Origin of the sequence: Pseudomonas cremoricolorata (genome assembly GCF_000759535.1) — a bacterium.
GTDB classification, from domain to species: domain Bacteria; phylum Pseudomonadota; class Gammaproteobacteria; order Pseudomonadales; family Pseudomonadaceae; genus Aquipseudomonas; species Aquipseudomonas cremoricolorata_A.
Genome location: NZ_CP009455.1, coordinates 3,109,072 through 3,131,619, shown reverse-complemented (window position 1 = coordinate 3,131,619; position 22,548 = coordinate 3,109,072). Strand labels below are relative to the sequence as shown.

General features: G+C 64.9%; 18 protein-coding genes. 3 read left to right on the top strand and 15 right to left on the bottom strand.

Annotation, left to right across the window (positions count from 1 at the left end; genetic code table 11):
* Window positions 1-17: 17 nt before the first annotated feature.
* The 15 genes from urtD to LK03_RS13960 form a co-directional block, all read right to left on the bottom strand.
* Window positions 18-869 (bottom strand): urea ABC transporter ATP-binding protein UrtD, encoded by an 852-nt coding sequence (gene urtD / locus LK03_RS14030; RefSeq protein WP_038412978.1) that lies wholly within the window; start codon window positions 867-869, stop codon window positions 18-20.
* On the bottom strand, window positions 866-1,945 hold the full coding sequence (gene urtC / locus LK03_RS14025; RefSeq protein WP_038412977.1) for an urea ABC transporter permease subunit UrtC: 1,080 nt from the start codon (window positions 1,943-1,945) through the stop codon (window positions 866-868). Before urtC ends, urtD begins: the two co-directional genes overlap by 4 nt.
* Entirely contained in the window at window positions 1,945-3,444 is a 1,500-nt protein-coding gene (gene urtB / locus LK03_RS14020) for an urea ABC transporter permease subunit UrtB (RefSeq protein ID WP_038412976.1), read from the bottom strand. The genes urtC and urtB overlap by 1 nt, the downstream gene beginning before the upstream one ends.
* Before the next feature lie 83 nt (window positions 3,445-3,527).
* Window positions 3,528-4,793 carry an urea ABC transporter substrate-binding protein gene (gene urtA, locus LK03_RS14015; protein WP_038412975.1) on the bottom strand — a complete coding sequence of 422 codons (1,266 nt, stop codon included), beginning with the start codon at window positions 4,791-4,793 and terminating at the stop codon, window positions 3,528-3,530.
* A gap of 21 nt (window positions 4,794-4,814) precedes the next feature.
* Window positions 4,815-5,579: a GntR family transcriptional regulator gene (locus tag LK03_RS14010; RefSeq protein WP_049870491.1), complete on the bottom strand. Its 765-nt coding sequence runs from the start codon at window positions 5,577-5,579 to the stop codon at window positions 4,815-4,817.
* A 50-nt stretch (window positions 5,580-5,629) separates the two neighbouring features.
* Window positions 5,630-9,268 carry an urea carboxylase gene (gene uca / locus LK03_RS14005; protein ID WP_038412974.1) on the bottom strand — a complete coding sequence of 1,213 codons (3,639 nt, stop codon included), beginning with the start codon at window positions 9,266-9,268 and terminating at the stop codon, window positions 5,630-5,632.
* 63 nt (window positions 9,269-9,331) lie between these two features.
* Complete coding sequence (gene atzF / locus LK03_RS14000; protein WP_038412972.1) at window positions 9,332-11,152, bottom strand: allophanate hydrolase; 1,821 nt, start codon at window positions 11,150-11,152, stop codon at window positions 9,332-9,334.
* A 197-nt stretch (window positions 11,153-11,349) separates the two neighbouring features.
* On the bottom strand, window positions 11,350-12,402 hold the full coding sequence (locus tag LK03_RS13995; protein ID WP_038412971.1) for an AI-2E family transporter: 1,053 nt from the start codon (window positions 12,400-12,402) through the stop codon (window positions 11,350-11,352).
* An 11-nt stretch (window positions 12,403-12,413) separates the two neighbouring features.
* Window positions 12,414-13,208: a DUF4892 domain-containing protein gene (locus tag LK03_RS13990; protein ID WP_038412970.1), complete on the bottom strand. Its 795-nt coding sequence runs from the start codon at window positions 13,206-13,208 to the stop codon at window positions 12,414-12,416.
* Window positions 13,209-13,317: 109 nt separating this feature from the next.
* Complete coding sequence (locus LK03_RS13985) at window positions 13,318-14,172, bottom strand: alpha/beta hydrolase (RefSeq protein ID WP_038412969.1); 855 nt, start codon at window positions 14,170-14,172, stop codon at window positions 13,318-13,320.
* On the bottom strand, window positions 14,169-14,957 hold the full coding sequence (locus LK03_RS13980) for an alpha/beta fold hydrolase (RefSeq protein ID WP_038412968.1): 789 nt from the start codon (window positions 14,955-14,957) through the stop codon (window positions 14,169-14,171). Before LK03_RS13980 ends, LK03_RS13985 begins: the two co-directional genes overlap by 4 nt.
* A 103-nt stretch (window positions 14,958-15,060) precedes the next feature.
* The gene (locus LK03_RS13975; protein WP_038412967.1) at window positions 15,061-15,402 is read right to left on the bottom strand and encodes a hypothetical protein; all 342 of its coding nucleotides are present in this window, start codon (window positions 15,400-15,402) and stop codon (window positions 15,061-15,063) included.
* 98 nt (window positions 15,403-15,500) lie between these two features.
* Window positions 15,501-15,956: a phosphohistidine phosphatase SixA gene (gene sixA, locus LK03_RS13970; protein WP_038412966.1), complete on the bottom strand. Its 456-nt coding sequence runs from the start codon at window positions 15,954-15,956 to the stop codon at window positions 15,501-15,503.
* Complete coding sequence (locus LK03_RS13965) at window positions 15,953-16,294, bottom strand: DUF4389 domain-containing protein (protein WP_038412965.1); 342 nt, start codon at window positions 16,292-16,294, stop codon at window positions 15,953-15,955. Before LK03_RS13965 ends, sixA begins: the two co-directional genes overlap by 4 nt.
* 15 nt (window positions 16,295-16,309) lie before the next feature.
* Window positions 16,310-17,335, bottom strand: a complete 1,026-nt coding sequence (locus LK03_RS13960) for an NAD(P)H-dependent glycerol-3-phosphate dehydrogenase (RefSeq protein WP_038412964.1) — start codon at window positions 17,333-17,335, stop codon at window positions 16,310-16,312.
* A 177-nt stretch (window positions 17,336-17,512) separates the two neighbouring features.
* Between LK03_RS13960 and LK03_RS13955 the strand changes: the two genes are divergently transcribed.
* Genes LK03_RS13955 through LK03_RS13945 form a run of 3 tightly spaced genes read left to right on the top strand, consistent with a single transcriptional unit; the run spans window position 17,513 to window position 22,436 of the window.
* On the top strand, window positions 17,513-19,627 hold the full coding sequence (locus LK03_RS13955; protein WP_038412963.1) for a TonB-dependent receptor plug domain-containing protein: 2,115 nt from the start codon (window positions 17,513-17,515) through the stop codon (window positions 19,625-19,627).
* Window positions 19,627-20,517 (top strand): ABC transporter substrate-binding protein, encoded by an 891-nt coding sequence (locus LK03_RS13950; RefSeq protein WP_038412962.1) that lies wholly within the window; start codon window positions 19,627-19,629, stop codon window positions 20,515-20,517. Before LK03_RS13955 ends, LK03_RS13950 begins: the two co-directional genes overlap by 1 nt.
* Window positions 20,514-22,436 carry an ATP-binding protein gene (locus LK03_RS13945; RefSeq protein ID WP_038412961.1) on the top strand — a complete coding sequence of 641 codons (1,923 nt, stop codon included), beginning with the start codon at window positions 20,514-20,516 and terminating at the stop codon, window positions 22,434-22,436. Before LK03_RS13950 ends, LK03_RS13945 begins: the two co-directional genes overlap by 4 nt.
* Window positions 22,437-22,548: the final 112 nt, after the last annotated feature.

Sequence of the window (22,548 nt, the reverse complement as noted above, 5' to 3'; positions counted from 1 at the left end):
ATGGTCGATGTGTGGTGTCAGCGGCCGAGGTAGACCTCGATCACTCGCTCATCTGCCTGCACCTGCTGCAGCGACCCCTCGGCCAGCACGCGGCCCTGGTGCAGCACGGTGACGTGGTCGGCAATGCTGCCGACGAAGCCCATGTCGTGCTCCACCACCATCAGCGAATGCTTGCCGGCCAGACGCTTGAACAGCTCGGCGGTGAATTCGGTCTCGGCGTCGGTCATGCCGGCCACTGGCTCGTCGAGCAACAGCAGTTGTGGGTCTTGCATCAGCAACATGCCGATTTCGAGAAATTGCTTCTGCCCGTGGGACAGCAATCCGGCAGCACGGCCACGCGCAGCTTGCAGGCCGATCGTGCCGAGCACGTCGTCGATGCGCCCGCGCTGCTCCTCACTCAGTCGCGCGCCCAGGCAGGCCCACACTGATTTGTCGGTCTTGAGCGCCAGCTCAAGGTTGTCGAATACCGTCAGCGCTTCGAACACCGTGGGTTTTTGGAACTTGCGGCCGATGCCGGCCTGGGCGATCTGCACTTCACTCATGCGGGTCAGGTCGAGGGTATCGCCGAACCAGGCCTTGCCACGGGTGGGACGGGTCTTGCCCGTGATGACGTCCATCAGCGTGGTCTTGCCCGCGCCGTTGGGGCCAATGATGCAGCGCAGTTCGCCGACGCCGATGTAGAGGTCGAGGGCGTCGATGGCTTTGAAGCCGTCGAAACTGACGGTGATGTCTTCGAGGGTCAGCACCGTCCCATGGCGCGCATCCAGACCCGGCGCAGCCACATGGCCAAGACCAATGGCTTCCCGCCCTTGGCCGGCATCGATGATCGGCTCGAGCATGCAGTGAGGATGAATCGGCGCAGGTCTCATGGCTCGTCCCTTTTCTTCAACAGGCCGACCAGCCCTTTGGGCAGGAACAGCGTGACCACGATGAACAGCGCGCCGAGGAAGAACAGCCAGACTTCCGGGAACGCCACGGTGAACCAGCTCTTGAAGCCATTGACCAGGCCCGCACCCAGCAGCGGCCCGATCAGCGTGCCGCGACCGCCCAGCGCGACCCAGACCGCCGCTTCGATGGAGTTGGTCGGCGACATTTCGCCGGGATTGATGATGCCCACCTGCGGCACGTACAACGCCCCGGCCAGGCCACAGAGCACGGCGCTGAGCACCCAGATGAACAGCTTGAAGCCTCGCGGGTCGTAACCGCAGAACATCACGCGATTCTCGGCGTCGCGCAGGGCGGTCAGTACCCGACCGAACTTGCTCTGGGCCAGGCGCCAGCCGAGGTAAAGGCTGCTCGCCAGCAGCGCCACGGTGAGCAGGAACAGCACAGCGCGGGTGCCCGGTGCGGTGATGTCAAAGCCGAGCACGCTGCGAAAGTTGGTGAAACCATTGTTGCCGCCAAAGCCGGTCTCGTTACGGAAGAACAGCAGCATCCCGGCAAAGGTCAGTGCCTGGGTCATGATCGAGAAATACACCCCCTTGATCCGCGAGCGGAAGGCGAAGTAGCCGAACACCAGGGCCAGCAAGCCCGGTGCCAGCACCACCAGGCACAAGGCCCAGGCGAAATGCTGGGTGCCGGCCCAGTACCAGGGCAGCTCCTGCCACGACAGAAAGTTCATGAAGGCAGGCAGGCCATCGCCTGCGGCTTGGCGCATCAGGTACATGCCCATGGCGTAGCCGCCGAGGGCGAAGAACAGCCCGTGCCCGAGCGACAGCAGCCCGGCGTAACCCCAGACCAGGTCGAGTGCCAGCGCGACGATGGCGTAGCACAGGATCTTGCCGACCAGGGTCAGGGTATACGCCGAGACGTGCAGGCTGTGACTGTCGGGCAACAGCGACAGCAGCGGCAGTGCGATCAGCATCAGCAGCACCATGGCGCCGATGGCCAGGGATAGCCGGGGCCCGGCTTTTTGCGTGGCAGTGACAAGCAGTGGCTGGTTCATCAGTCGATTACCCGTCCTTTGAGGGCGAACAGGCCTTGCGGGCGCTTCTGGATGAACAGAATGATCAGCGCAAGGATGAGGATCTTGCCGAGCACCGCACCGATCTGCGGTTCCAGCAGCTTGTTGGCCACGCCCAGGCCAAAGGCGGCCCACAGGCTGCCGGCCAGTTGTCCGACGCCGCCAAGCACCACCACCAGGAACGAATCGATGATGTAGCTCTGGCCCAGATCAGGGCCAACGTTGCCGATCTGGCTCAGGGCCACGCCGCCGAGGCCGGCAATGCCGCAGCCCAGTCCAAAGGCGAGCATGTCGACCCGCCCGGTCGGCACGCCACAGCAGGCTGCCATGTTGCGGTTCTGCGTCACCGCCCGCACGTTCAGGCCCAGCCGAGTGCGGTTGAGCAGCAGCCAGGTCAGCAGCGCCACGCACAGGGCGAAGCCGATGATGACGATGCGGCTCCACGGCAGCATCAGGTTCGGCAGCACCTGGACACCGCCAGAGAGCCAGCCCGGGTTGGCCACCTCGACGTTCTGCGCACCGAAGATCAGGCGCACGGCCTGGATCAGGATCAGGCTGATGCCCCAGGTGGCCAGCAGCGTTTCCAGGGGCCGTCCGTAGAGATGGCGAATCACCGTACGCTCCAGGAGCATGCCGACCCCGGCACTCACCGCGAACGCCACCGGCAGGGCCAGCAGCGGATAGAACTCCAGCGCACCGGGCGCGTAGCGCTGGACCATGATCTGCACCCCATAGGTGCTGTAGGCGCCGAGCATGAGCATTTCGCCATGGGCCATGTTGATCACCCCCAGCAGGCCGAAGGTGATCGCCAGCCCCAGCGCCGCCAGCAGCAGCACCGAGCCCAGTGACAAACCGCTGAACGCCTGGCCAAGCAGCTCGCCGATCAACAGTTTTCGCTCGACCTGATCGAGGCTGGTCCTGGCTGCAGTGCGCACCCCCTCGTCGCGTTCGACCGCAGGTTCAAGCAGTGCCTGCAGGCGCGTGCGGGCCAGCGGATCGCCGCTCTCTCCCAACAGGCGTACGGCGGCCAGGCGCACGGACGGTTCGGCTGCCACCAGTTGCAGATTGGCCAGGGCCAGGCCGAGGGCGGCGTGCACGGCGGCGTCGGTCTCGGCTGCATAGTGCCGTTCGAGCAGGGCGAGCTGGGTCGGCTGCGCACGCCTTTGCAAGTGCTGCGCGGCCTGAAGCCGAACCTGCGCGTCGTCACTGAGCAAACGCTGGCTGGCCAGCGCGTTGTCCAGCAGACCGCGCAGGCGGTTGTTCAGGCGCAGCGTGCGCGGCTGGTCAGGGCCGATGCGGCCTTGCTGCAGCGAATCGAGCAGGCTGAGCCGCGCGGGGTCAGGCTGCGCCGCCCACTCCTGCAGCAGACGCGCACGGTCGTTGGCACTGGCACTGGCGAAATCTTGCGCTTCACTGGCGTTGGCCGCGAACGGCAGCCATAGGCACAGGCAAAGCAAAAGGCGATAGAGGGCCTTGGGCATGGCGCGTAGTCCCTGTGTGGAAATGATCGATGGTGTGCGGTCCGGGCCTGGACGCCAGCTGAGAGGCGCGCAGGCCCCGGGCCTCATTGCCCTTTCACGGCGTGCTGCGGGCGCTGCTCGTTACCCGGAATGAACGGGCTCCAGGGCTGGGCGCGCAACGGCGCTTCGGTCTGCCAGACCACGTCGAACTGCCCGTCATCCTGAATTTCGCCGATCATCACCGGTTTGTGCAGGTGGTGATTGGTCTTGTCCATGGTCAAGGTGAAGCCCGATGGCGCCTCGAAACTCTGCCCGGCCAGCGCTGCGCGAACCTTGTCCACATCGGTGCTGCCCGCCTTCTGCGCCGCCTGCGCCCACAGGTGCAGGCCGACGTAGGTGGCTTCCATCGGATCATTGGTCACAGCCTTGTCGGCGCCCGGCAGGCCTTTGGCTTTGGCGTAGGCTTTCCAGTCGGCGACGAACGTCCGGTTGACCGGGTTATCCAGCGACTCGAAGTAGTTCCAGGCCGCCAGGTGGCCCACCAGTGGCTTGGTGTCGATGCCACGCAGCTCTTCTTCGCCCACCGAGAAAGCCATGACCGGCACGTCGGTGGCCTTCAGGCCCTGATTGGCCAGCTCCTTGTAGAACGGCACGTTGGAGTCGCCGTTGACGGTGGAAACCACCGCAGTCTTGCCCCCGGCGGAGAACTTCTTGATGTTGGCGACGATGGTCTGGTAATCGGCGTGACCGAACGGGGTGTAGACCTCTTCGATATCCTTGTCCGCCACGCCCTTGCTGTGCAGGAAAGCGCGCAGGATCTTGTTGGTGGTGCGCGGATACACGTAGTCGGTGCCCAGCAGGAAGAAACGCCGAGCGCCGCCGCCGTCTTCGCTCATCAGGTATTCAACCGCCGGGATCGCCTGCTGGTTCGGCGCGGCACCGGTATAGAAGACATTCGGTGACATCTCTTCACCTTCGTACTGCACCGGGTAGAACAGCAGGCCGTTGAGCTCTTCGAACACCGGCAGCACCGACTTGCGCGACACCGAGGTCCAGCAGCCGAACACCACCGCGACCTTGTCCTGGGTCAGCAATTGACGGCCCTTCTCGGCGAACAGTGGCCAGTTCGAGGCCGGGTCGACCACCACCGGTTCGAGCAACTTGCCGTTCACACCGCCCTTGGCGTTGATCTGGTCGATGGTCATCAACGCCACATCCTTGAGCGACGTTTCCGAGATCGCCATGGTGCCGGACAGCGAGTGCAGGATGCCGACCTTGATCGTCTCGGCGGCCTGGACGGTCCAGGTCAGGCCCAAGGTGGCGATCGATGCGGACAAGGTGAAGGCTTTGATCAGACTGCGACGTTTCATTGAGATGCTCCATGGTGTTGGTCATTGGCGTTCTGGGCAGTGCTCGGCAGTTGCATCAAGGGTTCGGTCACCCAGCGTCTTGAGCTGTGCGCGCTGGCGGGCGACATGCAGCCTGTGCAGGGTGATCTTGCGTACTTCTTTCTTGCTGACCTCTATGTGGGCCTTGAGCAACTTCTGTGCGTGATCCGCACGACGCTGGAGGATGGCGCCGAGGATGCGCCCGTGCTCCTCGTAGGTGGCGGCGATACGCGGCTGCTGGGTGAAGTCGAGTCGGCGGATGATGCGAATCTTTTCCGTCACCTCGAAGTGCAGGCGCGCCATTTCGGCATTGCCGGTGGCTTCAACCAGCTCACAGTGGAAACGCTCATCCAGCTCCGAGACCGTCGCTGCATCGCGCAAGCGGTCGCAGTCGGCGACCAGCCAGGTGGCTTTCAACGCTTCGAGCACCGGATGGCTGTGGGCCTGGCTCGAACACAGGCGGCCCACGGCAGCCAGTTCGAGCACGGTGCGCACGTCGTACAGCTCTTCGAAGTAGTTGAAGTCGAACGGTCTGACCTGCCAGCCACTTCGGAAATAAACCTCCAGATACCCTTCACGTTCGAGGCGATACAACGCCTGACGCACCGGGGTGCGGCTGACGCCCGTGCGCTGGGCCACCTCCCCTTCGCTGAAGCGATCACCTGGCAGCAGGCGGAACTCGAAAATATCGCGCTTGAGCTGCTGATAGATTCGTTCGACCAGGTTTTCCGGGCGCACGGGGGGCTTTTTCAACGATGAAATCTGCATGGCGGATCACTCAATGGCGAGCAGGGTGTCGAGGCCTGCTCGATCGCTGTTCACGCGTCGGCCATTGCCTGCGCGTCGAGGTAGACCAGTACATCACCCGGTATCACCGGCCGCCCGGGTACACAGCGAACGGCGGCCACCCTGCCGTCCACGGGTGCGAGTACTGCGAGCTCCATCTTCATCGCCTCGATGATGAGCAACTTGTCTCCCGCCCTGACCGTTTGCCCTGGCTCGACCAGCACTTTCCACACATTGCCGTTGAGATCGGCACAGACCGGGTGCCCCGCGTGCTCTGGCTCTTCACTGGGCATGGGCTCAGCAAGCGCCAGTGGTTGGTCGAAGCCCGCCTCTTTCCAGCGCTCGACTTCTGCTTCGTACGCCTGTTTCTGACGCGACTGGAACTGGGCGATGCTCGGTGCGTGGGTTTGCAGGAACTGGGTGTATTGGGCGAAATCGAACTCGGTTTGCTCGATGCGGATCTCGGCGCGCCCTTCGCGGAAGGCCTCACGAAACGCGTTGAGCTCATCTTCTTCGACGAGATGGAACTTGACCTGGTCGAAGAAGTGCAGCAGCCATGGGTTGCCATCCTTGAACTGCGCGTTCTTCGAATACTTGTTCCAGATCGGCAAGGTACGCCCAACCAGTTGATAGCCACCGGGTGAGTCCATGCCGTAGATGCACATGTACATGCCGCCGATGCCCACCGTGCCCTCGGCGGTGTGCGTGCGTGCGGGGTTGTACTTGGAGCTGAGCAGACGATGACGAGGATCGAGTGGCACCGCGCAGGGCGCGTCGAGGTAGACGTCACCCAGGCCGAGAATCAGATAGCTGGCCTCACAGACGATGTCCCTGACCTGATCGCGATGTTCCAGACCATTGATGCGCTGCAGGAAATCGACGTTGTTGGGCAACCACGGCGCTTGAGCGCACACGGTTTCCTGGTAGCGGGTGACGGCATCCAGCGTGGCGCTGTCCTCGAAGGCAATGGGCAAGTGCACGATGCGTGTCGGCACCTTCACGTTCGCCACATCGCCCAGCGCCTGTTCAAGCTCGAGCAGATGCTCGATCAGCGCGCGCTGGTGCAGCACCTGGCCGTCGTAGCGCACTTGCAGGGAACGCACGCCAGGGGCCAGCTCTTCGATGCCCGGCAACGGCCGTGCATCGAGCGCCTGCATCAGCAGGTGAATGCGCAGGCGCAGGGCGATGTCGAGCACGTTGTCGCCGTACTCGATCAGGATGTAGTTATCTCCGGCTTGCCGGTAGACGACCCGCGGGCGGCTGTCATCGGCAGCGAGTTCGGCCAGTATGGCGGCGGAGGACGTCGCCGCGGGCAGCAACGATGGCACGGGCAAGGTCTGCGCCTTGACCGCCGTCAACGTGGCAATGCTCTGCTCCTGGGCCTGCTCCAGCTGTCGTGCCTGCTCGAAGCTGATCGGATGAAAGCGCAGCTTGTCCCCCGGCTTGACCTGCCCCACCTTCCACAACTCGGCCTTGGCGATCGTGACCGGACACACGAAGCCGCCCAGGCTCGGGCCATCCTTGCCCAGAATCACCGGGAAATCACCCGTAAAGTTGATGGCGCCGATCGCGTACTCGCAATCGTGCACATTCGAGGGGTGCAGTCCGGCCTCCCCACCATCGATTCGCGCCCAGCCGGGCTTGGGCCCGGACAGGCGCACGCCGAGGCGGTTGGAGTTGTAGTGCACTTCCCATTGCGTGGCGAAGAAGGTCTCGATGGACTCGGCAGTGAAGAAATCCGGGGCGCCATGGGGACCGTAGAGCACGCCGATGTCCCATGTCGTGCCGTACTGCGCAATCATCGCTGCCGGTGCCGCACAGGGCGCACTGACCGGTGCCGGGGTGGTGCAGGCCGCCCGCTCGGGTTGCGAGATGGCCAGCATGTCGGCGGTGCGCAGGGTGCGCCCCGCATGCCCGCCGAATTGGCCCAGGGCAAACGTCGAGCGGCTGCCCAGGTACATCGGCACATCCAGACCATTGCGCACGGCCAGGTAGGTGCGACAGCCGTCCAGCGCACGACCGAGGGTGAGCACCTGGCCAGCGTTGACCTGTACCGGGGTCCAGTAGGGAATCGCTGCACCGTCGAGCTGCGCCGGGCATTCTGCGCCCGTCAGCGCGATCAGCGCAGCGCAGTGAAAGCGCAGGGAAGGACCTTGCAGCGTGAACTCCAGACCGGCCGCCGTCGCAGGGTTGCCGACGATCCGGTTGGCCAGGCGCAAGGCGTAATCATCCATCGGCCCTGAGGGCGGCACGCCGATGTTCCAGTACCCCAGACGGCCTGGATAATCCTGCACGCTGCTGTAGGTTCCGGGTTCCAGCACTTCGATGACGCTTGCCGTGAAGGCACAGGTGTCGAGCATGCGCGTCCACACCTGGCCGGCCAGAAAACGCGGCTCGGCAACGATCTGGCGCAAGTAGTCGAGGTTGCTGGCGATGCCGTGCAGACGGGTGGCATCCAGCGCGGTCTGCAACTTGCCGATCGCTTGCTGGCGGTTTTCGCCGTGCACGATCAGCTTGGCGATCATCGGATCATAGAACGCCGACACCTCGGTTCCACTGCTCACCCAACCATCGACACGCACATCGTCAGGGAAGAACACCTCGGTGAGGGTGCCAGGGCTTGGCTGAAAGCCCTTGAGCGGATCCTCTGCATAGAGACGCACTTCGATGGCGCAACCTTGCGGCGGCCGTTCCATCGCCTGCCAGTCCAGCGCATCGCCGGCGGCGACCTGCAGCATGCACGCGATCAAGTCCAGGCCGGTGACCATTTCCGTGACCGGATGCTCGACCTGCAAACGGGTATTGACCTCGAGAAAATAGAAGGCGTCACTGGCAGCGTCGTAGATGAACTCCACCGTCCCGGCACTGCGGTAGTTCACCGCCTGGCCGAGGTTGACCGCCGCGCGATGCAGCGCCTCGCGAGTCGCGGCTGGCAGGTGCGGTGCCGGCGTTTCTTCGACCACTTTCTGATTGCGCCGCTGCAGCGAACAGTCGCGCTCACCCAAGGCCACGACCTGGCCTTTGCCGTCACCGAAAATCTGCACTTCGATGTGCCGCGCCTGGTCGATGAAGCGCTCGACGAAGGCGCCCGAGTCGCGGAAGAACTGCTCGCCCATGCGCTTCACGCCGTCGTAGGCCTCACGCAGGGTGACGGCGTCATCGCAGCGCGTCAGGCCGATCCCCCCGCCTCCCGCCGTGCTCTTGAGCATCACCGGGTAGCCGATGCGCTCGGCTTCTGCCAGGGCATGCTCCACGCTGTCGAGCAACGCCGAGCCTGGCGTCATGGGCACGCCGGCGGCCGCGGCCAGCTCCCTGGCCCTGTGCTTGAGGCCGAACTCACGGATCTGCCCGGCGGTCGGGCCGATGAACGCGACACCCGCCGCTTCGCACGCTTCGGCGAACTCCGCGCTTTCCGACAAGAAGCCATAGCCTGGGTAGATCGCCTGGGCTCCGGTTTCTTGCGCGGCGGCGAGGATCTTGTCGATCCGCAGATAGCTGTCGCTCGCTTTCTCGCCGCCCAAGGCGATAGCGACATCAGCCATCAGCACGTGCGCGGCGTTGCGGTCAGGCTCGGAATACACGGCCACGGCCTTGACCCCGAGGGTCTTGAGAGTACGAATGGCACGCACGGCGATCTCGCCGCGGTTTGCGATCAGGACGGTATGGAACATGCTGCGCTCCCTGTGGTGGGGCCGATGGCTGGCTGAGCCTTCCGCTTGCCGGAAGGCGGGTGTTCAGGCGTTCTGCAGGCTGGCGATGTAGGCGCGCCAACCGCCGAACTCGGTGATGTCACGGGCGTCACTCAGTGCCCATGGTTCGCAGATGAAACCTTTCACGCTGCGCCCGTCGGCCAGGTTCAAGGTGCCGATGCCAAGCGGTGCCGGGATCTCGGCGACGAACTCGCCGAATCGCGCGATGGGCAGGTCCCACAGCTCGACGATGATCGAGCTGCCGCTGTCGGAACGGGCCAGGCCCGGCTTGGGCGGAACGGTGCCTGCCAAGGCATAGAGGCGATAGTGGTCGGCGGTCAGGGTCTGTTCGACAAGCACCGCGTTGCGCGTGGTCAGCTGGAAATTGAGCGGCATACCGGTCAGGTGAGCACCGACCACCGCGACGCGCACACTGCCCTCGCTCGGTCCTGCGCAAGGTGGCAACGGCGCGGACAGGGTACGTCCCGTCGCACCCAGGGGCAGATTCAGGTGGTTCTGCCAGCGCTTGCCCAGATCCGCCAACGCCCTGTCATGCCAGGCCGGAGCGATCAGTGTGATGCCGGCAGGCAAGCCATCGCTGCGCAAGCCGGCGGGCAGCGCCAGCGCCGAAAGATCTGCCAGGTTGGTGAAGTTGGTGTAGTAGCCGAACTGGGCGTTGTACAGCACCGGCTCTTGCTGCATTTGCTCGAGCGTGCGCAGGGTTGGCGAGGTCGGCACCAGCAGCGCGTCGAAGCCCGCCAGGCTGTCGTTGATCTGGCGGCTGAGCGCCGCGCGCAGGTATTCGGCCTCATAGGCATCGCAGGCGGTGTAGGCGCGGCCATTTTCGACAATGCCGCGCACCACCGGGTCCATCGCTTCAGGCATGCGAGCCAGCACGTCCTGCACCGCGACGGTCCGCTCGGCCACCCAGGGCCCGTAGTACAGCTGCTCGGCCAGTTGTTTGAAGGGCGCGAAATCGATCGTGCAGATGTGCGCGCCCAACGCTTCGAACGCCGCCAGAGACCGTTCGAACACGGCGCGATTCTGGCTATCGCCAAAGAACTCCAGCGTGTCAGGGATCGCCAGGCGGATCTGGCTGCCAACGGCAACGGGCGCAGTGTTGGGGTTGGGCCGCGAATAGGGATCGGTGGCGTCATAACCGCCAGCGATGGTAGCCACCGTTTGCGCATCGCTGACCGTCAGGGCGAACACCGAGATGCAATCGACGGTCCGGCAGGCAGGCACCAGCCCTGTGGTGGAAAGCAGCCCTTTGCTCGGTTTGAGGCCGACGATGTTGTTGAAGCCAGCCGGGACACGCCCCGAGCCTGCGGTATCGGTACCCAGGGAAAACGCTACCCAGCCACGGGCAACCACCGACGCCGAGCCTGAACTCGACCCGCCACTGACATAGTCGGGGTCGAAGCTGTTGGGCACTGCACCATAGGGCGAGCGCGTGCCCACCAGGCCGGTGGCGAACTGATCCAGATTGGTCTTGCCGATGAGGATCGCACCGGCAGCGCGCAACTTGCCAACCACGGTGGCATCGCGCTCGGCGCTGTAGGCGAACGCCGGGCAGGCGGCGGTAGTGGTCCAGCCGGCCGCATCGATGTTGTCCTTGATCGCGAACGGCACGCCATACAGCGGCAGTTGCTCGAGGTCGCCCTGTACCGCCGTCAGACGCTGCTCCAACTCCGCCAGTTGCAGCGCCAGTTGCTCGCGCTCGACCAGGCTTATCCACGCAGGATCACCCGCGGGAAGCGCCTCCAGCAGCGTCAGCAGGCTGTCCGGGGTCAGCGATCGCTCGCGGTAGGCCGTGGCCCAGTCACGGACAGTCCAGCCGAGGAAAGGTGAGTGTTCGATGTGCATGGCGCATTCCATCTTGTATCCAAGTATGGAAGCGTTAGAGCAAGCATCAGGCCAACTCTGAAATTGCCATTAAAATCATAGAGTTGTATCGAATCCACTGAAACTGTGAGGCCAACCGCCAACCGATGGGTGCACATCGACGGGGCAGGTGCATCAATCTGGTGACCCCAGCGTGGCTGGTCGGCTGAGACTGATCGCTACGCGAGGGGCGGCCTGGTGCTGGCCTGCCGACTCCAGTCGAGCAACAGGCTGTAGCCCACCGCCAGCAAGGTCGGACCGATGAACAAGCCAATGAAGCCAAAGGCGATCAGGCCGCCGAACACCCCGAGCAGCACGATCACCAGCGGCAGGTTGCCGCCGCGGCTGATCAGGTAGGGTTTGAGCACGTTGTCGACACCGCTGATGATGAAGGTGCCCCAGATGCCGAGGAACACTGCCATGCCGTATTCACCCTGCCACACCAGCCAGGCGGTCGCCGGTATCCACGCAAGCGGTGGCCCCATGGGGATCAGGCTGAGCATGAAGGTCACCAGGCCCAGGACGATCGCCCCGGGTACGCCGGCAATAAGAAAACCGATCAGCGCCAGCAGGCCTTGGGCCGCTGCGGTGCCGATGACGCCGTTGACCACCCGTTGCACGGTGCCGGCGACCAGTTCCAGGTAGTACTCGGCGCGTTCACCGATCAGCCGCTGCAACAGACGCAGCACGAAGGCCGCCAGGCGCGGCCCGTCGCGGTAGAAGAAGAACACGAATACCAGGCTCAGGCTCAGCTCGAGAATGCCGCCGCCGATCTGCGCGCTGCGCGCCAGCAGCCAGTTGCCGGTCTGGCCCAGGTACGGCTTGACCGAGGCCAGCAAGGCCGGGCCCTGCTGATCGACGGTGTCCCACATCGCCACCAGACGTTCCCCCACCAGCGGTAGACCGGCCAGCCAGGACGGCGCCTCGGGCAGGCCATCGACCTGCACATCGCGCACGAAGGTGGTGGCATCACGGATATGGTCGGCCAGGTTGAAGCCCAGCCACACCAGCGGCAAGGCCACCAGGAGAATCCACATGCCGGTCAGCAGGCCCGCTGCGAGTGTCTCGCGGCCACGCAACAGGCGCGTCAGCAAACGCATCAGCGGCCAGCTGGCAAACGCCAGAATGGCCCCCCAGAGCAGTGCGGAAATGAACGGTGCCATCACCCACAAGGCCGCGCCCAACAGCGCCAGCAGAAGGATTTGCACCAGCAGACGATCATGGTTGGGCATCGACAGGTTACTCAGCGGATCAGCTCCAGGTGCAGACCCTCGGTAGGCGCATCGCCCACCTCCAGGCGGGCACTGCGTACGCCGGCCTTGGTCAGTTGCTCACGCCAGGCCTCGGCCTGATCGCCACTGAGCGAGGCACGCAAGGTGCTGTCGAGGTTCAGGCTGCGTGCCAGCAGCCCGACCCAGGCCGGTTGTGGCGCACGCAGATCAGGGTAGTCGAGCTTGCCAGTGTCGCGCATTTCGCGCAGCACCGTGGCGGCAGTGGGCAACAGCTCACCCAGCGGGCTGGCGGCGACGAACTCTTCGACATGCAGGTAGGCACGGCGATTACCGCGGGTGACGCTGTACAACGCCACCAGGGTGTCGGCCTGCTCGGCTGAGCGGCGCAGGAGGATGAACGCCTGCTGTTCGTCACCGCCATTGAGCCGGGCATTGCCGAAGACATCGTTGGCCCACAGGCTGGCCTCGCCGCAATCACGGCCCTGGCACCAGAACAGTGGGTAGCCACCGTCCTGCTGCAAGGCTTCCCGAGCACTGGTAAAGGCCTCGCGAGCGCTGCGTTCGACCGGCAGTTCGTAGGTCTGCGAACTGACCTGGCCGCGCGCCTCGACCTTGTTCTCCAGGCGCAGTCGGCCGCTGATCTTGCGCAGCGGCCCCATGGGGTAGACGCGCTCCTGCTCCATGGCCGAGCGCTGGTCGACGACCTTGGCATCCTGCGGTACGGGAAGGGTTTCGGCGAGCCCCCAGGGGCTGGCGAAGGCGAGGCACAGGCCAAGGGCACTGCGCAGCGAAACGACGATGCTCATCGGCCACCCTGGCGGCATGCATGGCCGTTGTGATGCATGTGAATGTCTGGCGTTGGCATGGAACTCTCCCTGATCGACCCGGCAAGCCTCGGCACTTGCCCGGTGCAAGTCAAGGAAAGCCAAAGAAGCGATTGAAACAGTCTGCAACAAGGGCGGCGCCCGCTTCGTCATTTACATGTAAATGATGCCCACCCGGCAGCCGCACCTGTTCGAAGGGTAGCTGCTGCAGCAGTGCATCGTGCGCCAGCAGCAGGCCGTCTGCAGCCACCACCAGGCAAGCAGGGCAACGCACACGCTCGACGAAGGCCCAGGCCTGCCGCTGGCTCAGGCGCACGGCCGATGGCAGGGTCAGACGGCTGTCGCTGCGCCAGCTGTAGCCGCCCGCCACGGGCATCAGGCCGCGTTGGGCGAGCAATTCGGCCGCTTCGCGGCTGACCGCGACCATGCCCTTCATGCGCGCGGTGATGCCGGCATCCAGCGTCGGGTACACGGTCTTGTGTCGCGCGCCACGGCGCAGTTGCGCGCTAAGGGCCAGGCCCAGGCGCTCGGCAGCGTCGTCGGGCTCGCCGGTCGGCGGGATCAGGCCATCGATCAATGCCAGGTGGCTGACCCGCTCGGGCAGCGCGGCGGCCAATTGCACACTGATCACCGCACCCAGCGAGTGTCCGAGCAGGGCGAAGCGCTGCCAGCCGAGCTGTTCGGCCACCTGCAGTACATCATGGGCATAATCGGCCAGGGTATAGCTGGCCCCCAGTGGCCGGTGGGCCGAGTGGCCATGCCCGGCCAGATCCAGCGCCACCACCCGCAGCCCGCGCAGACGCGGGGCCAGGCGCGCGAAGGTGTTGGCGTTGTCCAACCAGCCATGCAGGGCGATGAGCGGCAGGCCGTCGACGGGGCCGAACACGTGCGCGGCCAACTCGATATGACCCAGGTCCAGGCGCAGTTCCTCGACCTGCACGCTCATGCCTGCCCCCAACGAGCCAGCAGGCCCTTGAGCAATTCGGCGGTGGCGGTGGGTTGCTCGAGGGGGAACATGTGTCCGCCAGGCACGCTGATGTATTCACCGCGGGGCAAGCCGCGGGCAGCCAGGCCATGATGATGACGCACCACGCCACTGCTGGCTCCGCGCACCAGCGCCACTGGCAATTGCAGCAGCCGTGCAGGCGTGGGGCTGGCATGCGGAATAGTGCGGTAGATGCTGATTTCGGTGGCCGCATCGAAGCGCAGCCGCACGCCCTGCTCCGCCGGCTGCAGGCCATGGTCCAGGTAGGCTTCCAGGCATTCGGGGTCGAACTGGCCGAACAGACGCTTGCTGGCAAAGTAGCCGCGCGCCGCGTCGCGGTCGGCGAACGTTTCGCGCCGTCCCAGGGTTCGCCCTGCCGGGGTGATGCGGTCGATCAGGCCCAGGCGCTTGGCCAGACGGATCATCCATTGATCGACACGGGTCAGCAGCGGCGAGTCGAGCATGACGATGCCCCGGTAGAACTGCGGCGCACGCAGCGCAGCATGCAGGTGCAGCACACCGCCCAGCGAATGCCCCACGCCCCAGACCGGTCCTGCCTGCTGGGCCAGGTGGTAGAGCAGTTCCTCGACCAACTGCTGCCAGTTGTCGTCTACCGGGAAGCGCGGGTCATGGGCGTGTTGCTCGAGGTGATGCACCTGGTAGTCCGGGGCCAGACCTGCGAACAACTTGCCATAGGTGGCAGAGGGAAAGCCGTTGGCGTGGGCGAAGAAGATCTGCTGCGACATGGCGCACCGGGCAATGGCGAAAAGATGGCCCATTGTCGGCGCGGCAGACAGCGCCGGCAATGCTCAGAAAGGTCATCACCGAGGGCGATCAGGTCATTGAGGGTCAGTCGAAGTTGATCAGCGAGCGTTGCAGACAGGCTTGCATATAGGCCAGTTGCGCCGCCAGGGCCTCGCGGGCCAGGCGTTTGTCCCGCGGTTCCAGGTCGAGCCGGCGCAGCGCCAGGCAACTGCTTTGCAGCAGATGCGCCATGCGTACGCTGGTCAGGCGCAGTTCTTCGAGATCGTGGGGGTGTTGGTGCTTGCGCAGCAACTGATCGAGTTTAGCGTTGGCACTGTCCTGAAGCAGACGGTATTCGGCAAAATCGAGGGTCTGGTTGTTCTCTATCTTTTCCAGCGTGGGTCGCAGGTCTGCAGAACCAGCCAACTCCAGATACCGAATGCTCATTGCGGTTACTTCCCTGGGCTTTGCCCTCGTATTGAGTACAGACGCTAGCAAGCCCAGGGAAAGCCCGGCAACTGACAAAAATGTCAGTTGCGCAGCGTTCAGGGATGATGGATTGCCTGCAGTGTCATCAGCCCCGCCAGTGGCCACTCGCCGTCCAGCTCGGCCAGACTCGCGGTACCCATGGCGGCCGGTTGCTGGCGATGGCCCTGGTGCAAGAGGCTGACCAGAGACCCTACCAGCGGCTGGTGACTGACCAGCACGACGTGCTCGTGGCCGCAGCGCTCCAGCTCGGCGATGACCTGCAACGGGTCGCTGTCCGGCGTCAGCCAGGGCGCTTCGACCACTGCTTGCGGGAAATCCAGCGCAGCGTGCAGCAGCGCGGCGGTCTGCTGGGCGCGCACATAGGGGCTGGCGAAGATGGCCTGCACCGGCTCGCCCAGCAGGCGCGCTGCGCTGCGCAACACCTGCTCGCGGCCTGCCGCAGTCAGGCGCCGCTGCGCATCGCTGGCAGCCGTGGCCTCTGCCTCGCCGTGGCGCAGCACCCACAGTTTCATGGCTTGGGCCCTTCACTGCCTGGCGCCTGCGGCTCGACAGTGTGTGGCGCCTCACCCTCGGCAGGACGTGGCGCCGGCCAGTCGGCGAATGGCCAGGGTTTCTGTTCGGTGTGGAAAGTGCCGAAGCGGCCGATCTGCGCCAGGTACTGGCTGAGGCTGTCGCCGGCATTCATCACGCTGCCGTTGGGCGCGCCGTAGACCAGGCGGTAGATCACCTGCACCAGTACCAGTGCGCCCAGCATCAGTTCGGCCAGGTGCCAGACCAGCAGGAAGAACAGCATCCACAGCACGCGCAGGAAAAGCGATTCGTGCTGGCCACGTTCCGGGGTTGGGCTCATGTGTCGCTCCTTGGATCAGTTGAAACCGCTGGTGGAAATGAAATCGACGTCGGTCTTTGGCTCGGCGTGCATCAGGTGGGCAATCACCTGTTCCAGGGTACGCCCCTCGAAGAGAATCGCGTGCAGGCCAGCGACCAGGGGCATGTACACCTGCACTTCCTGGGCCTTGGCCTTGAGCACCTTGATGGTGTTGACCCCCTCGGCCACCTCGCCGAGGCGCTCGACCGCCTCGGCCAGCGACAGCCCCTGGCCGAGCGCCTGGCCGATCTGGTAGTTGCGGCTCTTGGGCGAGGAACAGGTGACGATCAGATCGCCCACCCCGGCAAGCCCGAGGAAGGTCATCGGGTTGGCGCCCTGACTGACCGCGAAGCGGGTCATCTCGGCCAGGGCGCGGGTAATCAGCATGCTCTTGGTGTTTTCCCCCATGCCCAGCGCTGCCGCAAGGCCGGCGATGATGGCGTAGACGTTTTTAAGCGCGCCGCCCAGTTCGACACCGAAGCGGTCGCTGCTGGCATAGACGCGGAAGGTCGGGCCATGCAGCACGTCCTGAACCCATTGGCACAGGGCTTCGTCTTCGCTGGCCACCACCGTTGCGGTCAGCGCGTGCTCGGCGATTTCCCGGGCCAGATTCGGCCCCGAGAGCACGGCGATGCGTGCCTGCGGGGCAATCTCTTCGAGAATCTGGCTCATCAGCTTGAAGCTTTGCGCTTCGATGCCCTTGGTCAGGCTGATCAGGCCCTTGCCGGCCAGCACTTGCGCATGGGGCGCCAGCACACTGCGCAGGGCGCTCGATGGCAGGGCAACGAACAGCAGCTCGCAGGTCTGCAACGTGGCCAACAGGTCAGTCACTGGCTCGACGGCATCGTGCAGACGCACACCTTTGAGGTAGCGCGGGTTTTCCCGATTGACGCGCATCGCCTCGGCCTGCTGCGCATCGCGCATCCACTGGCGTACCGGCACACCGTTCTCGGCCAGCAGGTTGGCAACGGCGGTGCCGAAGCTGCCGCCCCCCAGCACCGCGACAGGTTGCTGTTCAGTCATAGTTCATCCATCAAAGCCGTTGAGTTGTTTGCGCCTGGCGCATTATACGGGCCAGGCCCCTGCTCACCAGCGCTTCTTGCCTGCGTCCGCGCCTCTGCAAAGCTCGCTCCAGGGCCACTGGCAAAAGCCGCAGGCTGGTTTACCATAGCCGGCTAACTCCCGAATCAAGGCCGTACCGTGTCCATTGGCGCGTCCCCTGCCCCTCGCCTGCTGCTGCTCGCCACTGCCCTGCTCGGCGGACCGGTGCTGGGCGACGATCTGTTCATCGATGACCAGGCGCTGCCAGAGGTTCTGACCGCCACTCGACTGAAACAGTCCCCGGCCGCCGTACCCGGCAGCATGACCGTGCTCGACGAAGCGCTGATCCACGCCAGCGGCGCCCGCGACATCCCCGAACTGCTGCGCCTGGTGCCCGGCATGATGATCGGCTACGGCGCGGGCAACCAGCCGACGGTCAACTACCATGGCAGCAACGTCAGCGACGCCCGGCGCATGCAGGTGCTGATCGACGGCCGCTCGGTGTACCGCGCAGGGCTGGCCACGGTCGACTGGAGCGACATTCCCCTGGCCATCGAAGACATCGAGCGCATCGAGGTGTTTCGCGGGCCGAACACCGTGAGCTACGGTGCCAACGCGTTGATGGCAGTGGTCAACATCCTCACCCGGCGCCCCGCCGACAGCCATGGCACGCGGCTGAAGATCACCCGCGGCGAAAACGGCATCGACGATTTCTACGCAAGCCAGGGCCTGGGCTGGGACGGCGGTGACCTGCGCCTGTCGATGTCGGGCATGGCCGATGACGGCTTCGACCACGACCAATTCGGCCAGCCTTACCGCGACAGCCGACGTCTGACCCGTTTCAACCTCAGTGCCAGCCATACCCTGACCCCGAACCAGTCGCTGGACTGGCAACTGGCGGCCAAGGAAGGCAGCAACCAGCGTCCCTACACCTACCAGCCGGTGTTCCCCTACGTCACCCAGCGTGGACCCGACGCCGATGCCATCGCCAAGGACTACGCCGCCTCGCTGCGCTGGAACATCGATTTCAACGCCGGTCACAGCCTCTACGTGCAGGGCTCGGCGCAGCACTTCGACCGCCAGCAAGTATGGCGCGCCTGTGACGCCAGCCTGGCCTTCAGCCCCGAGCTGACGCGCCTGTGGCAGCTCAACCCGAACTACGCCGAGCAGGTCGCACGACGCGCCAACGATCCGCCGCCGAGCAACGATGCCGAGCAGCGCGCGCTGGTCGATGCGATCAGCCAGCAATGGCGCAATGGCGCCAGTGAAGTGGTGTGTGGCGACGTCGACCAGAGCACCCGCGAAACCCGCTACGACCTGGAAATTCAGGACACTGTCAGTCTCAGCGACAGCGTGCGCCTGCTCAGTGGCGCCAACCTGCGCTACGACCGCGCCGACTCGGCCACTTACTTCAACGGCAGTCTCGACGACCAGACCTGGCGCCTGTTCGGGCAGTTGGAGTGGCGTGTCGACGAACACTGGATCGTGCAGGGTGGCGCGATGTTCGAAGACAGCCGGCTGACCGGCAGTTCGCTGACCCCGCGCGTGGCGGTCAACTACCTGATCACCCCGCGCCACGGCCTGCGCGCGGTGTACTCCGAGGCGGTGCGTTCGCCGGACATGTTCGAGAACAACGTCAACTGGAGCTACACCGTGCGCAACCTCAGCCGTAACGTCTACGGCTTGCAGAACGGTGAATATTTCGTCAAGACCCGTGGCCCCGGCAACCTTGACCAGGAACGCATGCGCTCGCGCGAACTGGGCTACAACGGCTATTTCAGTGACCTCGACCTGAGCGTCGATCTGAAACTGTTCGCCGATGAGATCACCGGCATGATCAGCGAGCCGCTGCGCAACAACCAGTTCATCGCCAGCAACGCCAACAAGGCGCGCTTCACCGGCAGCGAGACGCAACTGGACTGGCAACTCAACGCCCGCGATCGCCTGCGCCTGACCTACGCCTATGTCGATGCCTGGGCCAGCAACCCCGCCGACCGTCGTCTGAGCGCCCGCAACAGTGGTTCGGCCGGGTGGTTGCGCGAATGGGGTCGTGGCTGGTCCAGCGGCCTGTTCTATTACGGCGATGACGCGCTCAACCAGTACCGCTACGAGCGCCTCGACCTGCGCCTGGCCAAACAGCTGCGCATCCACGGTAGCCGCCTTGAACTGGCTGCACTGTGGCAGCAGCGCCTGGACGACCAGCCCATCACCCTGGAGCAGAATCGCTACGACAGCCGCCACCGCCTGCTGTTCAGCGCCGAGCTGGAGTTCTGATGCGCCGCCTGCTCTGCTGGCTGGCGTTGTGCCTGTGGCCCCTGACGGGTGTGGCCGGCGATGATGTGCTGCTGGTCGGCGGTGAGGCGCAGTCGGGCTATCGCAGTTTCAGCGAAGGCTTGCAGGCGCGCCGCGAACACGACCACGTGCAGTTGCGCACGGTCGCGCAGTTGCCCCGCCCCTCACAGTTGCCCCCCCACACCCGCCTGGTGCTGCTCGATGCGGCAGCACTGGAGTGGCGCCTGAGCGAGACGCCCGGCCCTGCGGCCCTGGCGCTGCGGGTCAACCGCGTACAGATCCAGCAGCGCCTGGGTGACAGCCGCCCGGACTACCTGAGCCTGCTGTGGAGCGACCCGGAGCCGGCGCGCCAGTTGCGCCTGACCCGTTACCTGCTGCCCCAGGCCAGGCGCGTGGGCGTGCTGTATGGCGAGCACAGCCGCTTTCTGCTCGCCGAGTTGCAGCAGGCGGCCCGCCATCTGGGCCTGGAACTGGTCAGCAAGGCCTGGGACGATCCCCGCGACAGCCGCCCCTTGCAGCAACTGCTGAGCAGCAGCGATGTGCTGCTGGGCCTGGACGACCCTGATCTGTACAACTCCAAGACCGCCAAGACCCTGCTGCTGAGCAGCTATGGCCGGCAGATGGCGCTGATCGGCCCAAACGCAGGTTTCGTCCGCGCAGGCGCGCTGGCCAGCACGTACAGCGACCAGACCGACTGGCTGGAGGTGCTCGATCACCTGCTCGATCAGCCTGCGAGTCATTGGCCGCGCAGTCTTTACCCCAGACCCTTCGGCGTCAGCGGCAACCAGCAGGTGGCCCGCGCGCTGGGCCTCGAGCCAATCGACCCGAGCGCCGCTGCCCAGGCGATCGGCGCAGGAGCATCCACCCCATGAGCAAGCGCCTGAGCTGGGATATCCATACCCGCACGCAGATCATCAGCCTCGGCCCGGCCCTGCTGCTGACGTTGCTGCTGATCGGCTTCTTCACCTTCGTGCGTCTGCAGGATTTGCGTCAGGAGCTCAATCACACCGGTCAGCTGATCGCCAACCAGCTCGCGCCGGGTTCCGAATACGGGGTGATCTCGGGCAACAACGAAGTGCTGGAAAGCCTGATGCGCGCCACCCTGAGCATTCCTCATGTGCGCTTTCTCGAGGTGCAGGACAGTCGCAATCATATTCTGGTGTACGTCGAGCAGTCCGACGAGAGCACCAACCGGGCGCAGCGCGTGGAGGTGTTCCAGGCGCCGATTCGCCTGCAGCAGATCCGCCTGGACAACGACTTCCTGCAGCCTGGGCAAGACACCGCCGGCGACGTCAGCGATGACTACCTGGGTCGGGTGATCGTCGGCATGTCCGATGATGCCTTCAGCGAGCGGCAACAGGAAATCGTCATCAAAGCCGGTATCCTCGCCCTCTTCGCCCTGGCCTTCACCTTCATGCTGGCGCGGCGCCTGGCCATGAGCCTGTCCAAGCCGATCAGCGACATGGGCGAAGCGGTGCGAGCGATTCAGCAAGGCGACTTCACCTCGCATGTGCCGGTGGTCGATGACAGCGAATTGGGGCACCTGGCGGCGCACATCAACAACCTGGCCTTCGCTCTCGAACAGGCCAGCGACGAACAGCGTCAAGCCATGGCGCAGATGACCCAGGCGCGCGAGGAGGCCGAGCAGGCCAACCGCGCCAAATCCGACTTCCTGGCCATGATGAGCCATGAGCTGCGGACCCCGATGAACGGTGTGCTGGGCATGCTGCAATTGCTCGATACCACCGAGCTCACGCCGGAACAGGCCGAATACACCAGCGTGGCCAGCGAGTCGACCGGGCATCTGCTCAAGGTCATCAACGACATCCTCGACTTCTCGCGCATCGAGCGCACCACCCTGCAACTGGAATCGATCGACTTCAACCTGGGCGAGCTGATCCGCAGTTGCGTGCAATCGTTCCAGCACAGCGCCCGCCAGCGCGGGCTCACCCTGCGCCTGCAGTTGTCCGCAGGGTGCGACGAGTTGCAGGTGGTCGGCGATCCGACGCGTATCCGCCAGATCCTGCTCAACCTGATCGGCAACGCACTGAAGTTCACCGAGCGCGGCGAGGTGGCGATCGAGGCCACCTGGCAGTTGCTCGACGCCGAGCGGGTGCATCTGACCTGCGCCGTGCGCGATACCGGCATCGGCATCGACGCCGAACGCCTGGAAATGATGTTCGTCGCCTTCCAGCAAGCGGACAGCTCCATTTCCAGGCGCTATGGCGGCACCGGCCTGGGCCTGTCCATCGCGCGCACCCTGGCCGAACGCATGGGTGGTCAGTTGCAGGGTGAAAGCCGCGCCGGGCTGGGCTCGACCTTCACCCTCGACATGCCGCTGACGCTTTCAGCGCTGCCGGTGCTGGCCGTCGGCGCGCCCCCGGACAATACCCTCGACGGAGGTGGTCGGCCGATCCTGCTGGTCGAGGACAACCCGGTCAACCGCAGTGTCGTCGAGGGCATGCTGCGCAGCTTCGGTTTCCAGACCTGGGTAGCCGTGGACGGTCAGCAAGCCCTGGACCGGGTTCAGCAACAGACCTTCGCCGCCGTGCTGATGGACTGCCGTCTGCCGCTGATCGATGGCTACGAAGCGACCCGGCGCATCCGCGCGCTGGGCCCTGCGGGGCAGATGCCGATCATAGCCCTGACCGCCAATGCCTTGCAGGGCGATCGTGAACGCTGCCTGGCCGCGGGCATGGATGACTACCTGAGCAAACCGCTCAAACGCAGCGAACTGCTCGAGGTGCTGCGACGCTGGCTGCCCGATCAGACGCTCACGACTGGCGGTTGATGGAGAAATCCGGCAGTCTTAATGTTCGGCCTGGCACTGGACAGGACTGCCATAGAACCTGAAAATGCACGTTTCAGTGAACACCTGTACTTCATTTGCCAGGTGCACTGTG